The 1,950-nt window shown below is 42.1% G+C and carries 1 protein-coding gene; it reads right to left on the minus strand.

The genetic code is table 11. The annotated features are described in order from the left end of the window. Positions 1 to 531 precede the first annotated feature (531 nt). The gene (locus BN3456_RS00545; RefSeq protein WP_089982011.1) at positions 532 to 1,818 is read right to left on the minus strand and encodes an IS110 family transposase; all 1,287 of its coding nucleotides are present in this window, start codon (positions 1,816 to 1,818) and stop codon (positions 532 to 534) included. Positions 1,819 to 1,950: the final 132 nt, after the last annotated feature.

Raw genomic sequence — 1,950 nt, forward strand, 5'->3', positions numbered from 1 at the left:
ACCTCCCTATTTAGTCAAGTCTTTTTCCTTTAAAATAAAGGATTTTTTGTTATATATCTCAGGTGAATGAGCCATAGTAATGGATATTTTTCTATATCAAGTATGAAAATAGTGATGTTTGGGTACACAAAGTAAAACGTCTCTCTTTTTTCGCTTTACATGGCCTTGTGTATACCCTTCCCTCTATGGCAGCGCACCTCCCGTGTCTACCAGGATCTCCATCCATTTCTGCATGGGTCCTAACTTCCTTCGTTCCGCCTATCCATCACCAGGGTGTCAGCTTAGCTCCTAATCAGGGTCTTGCCCTATGGTGAATATTCCTGCCGACTACTGGCTCATTCTTTGTATTTAGTCTTACTGACCTGTCCTTGTTCAGTTTTGCCTCCTGTGACAGCACCTACTCGGTGGACGTTTTCCTGTCTCATTCCGCTGTTCCTTACTTGCTCAACCACCTCCCGTGGCTGAATTCAGCCTTCCATACCCGTGGCTGTTTGACTGTTCAATTCAACCGCGGCAGTCTTTCGCTTTTTCCTATGCTGATTTTAATTCCGGTCTTTTTATATCGCCCACCAGCTTTGCTCCATCGTAATCCACACCTTTGGTAAGTATGGTATAGAACACTCTTAGAACTTTGCATGCAACTGCTATTACAGATTGCATCTTCTTCAGAGGATTTATCTCTCTTGTTCGATAATAGTTGTGTATTTCCTTGAATTCCGCATTCTTTCCAATCACGGAAATCGCAGCTTCATACAAAACATATCTCAGACGCTTTCTACCTCTATAGCTGATGTGACTTTCCCCTTGATGTTTGCCCGAACTACAGTCTACAATCGCATATCCTGCCAGTTTCTGCAGCTGCTTTGGGTTATCAAAACGGCTAATGTCACCCACCTCTGCAATGAACCCACTGACTGTAACCAAACCAATTCCCTTTATTTCCATCAGTTTGTCTATATAAGGGATCTCCGTAAGCTTTTCCTGTATATTTTGCAGTTGTTCTTCCAGTCTCAACTTATATACGTCATAATCATTCAATAGATTTTTCAGTTCCATTCTTGCCGCATCCGGTGCTTCCTGGCTTCCTACACTATGCTCTGCAGCTGCTATCAGGGTCTTTGCCCTCTTCAAACCAGCGCCTCTTAGCTTTGCCTCCCGCCAGATCTTATTCACACCTTCTACGCCTAGCTTTTTGATATCTTTAGGCAATGATGCTACTTTCAGAATCATCCTGCCACTTACAGCTTCCAGATCCCCATAAACGTCTTTATATTCAGGGAAATAGATACTGAACCATCGGGCAATCCGGTTCTTTATTCTCGTGATTTCTTCCTGTGTCTGGAAGCGGAGATTGGATAAACTCCGGATCTCTGCATAAATACCTGTTGGTATATATGGATAGGAAAATCTTCCTTCATTCACCAGTGATGCGATTGTCTTTGGGTCCTTACGGTCATTCTTGTTCGGATTGTTGTCATCCAGTTCCTTCGACTTCTTGACATGATGCGGATTCACATGTACAGGCTTCATCCCGTTGTCCTGCAGGAATTTTCCCAGTGCAAACCAATAGTGACCTGTTGGCTCCATTCCGGGGATCACAACGTCTTTTCCATGTTTCTCTGCGATATCTTCCATCCATGCCTTGAAGGTCATAAATCCTGCTTCATTATTACTGAATGCCAGTGGCTTTTTGGAAAACTCATAATTGCGCCAGTCGAATGCTCTTGCATAGTGAGTCTCACTTCCAACATCAATTCCAACAATTAAAGTTTTTTCCGTAATAGATGCAATTTTTGCGTTCTGTGTGTTACAATTCATTTTAGATACCTCTCTGTTTTAATAAGATTTTTACTAACCGGCAAAGTCAGTAATCTTATTTTACACCGAGGTATTTTTTTCTCAACCTTCTTTCTTGGAATTCCTTATATTTTAATTATACAGGAAGCTCCT

Origin of the sequence: Clostridium sp. C105KSO13 (assembly GCF_001517425.1) — a bacterium.
Taxonomy (GTDB): Bacteria; Bacillota; Clostridia; order Lachnospirales; family Lachnospiraceae; genus Muricomes.

Excerpts from the sequence above, each read along its gene's own strand:
- BN3456_RS00545 (WP_089982011.1), bottom strand. The coding sequence starts at position 1,818 with ATGAATTGTAACACACAGAACGCAAAAATTGCATCTATTACGGAAAAA.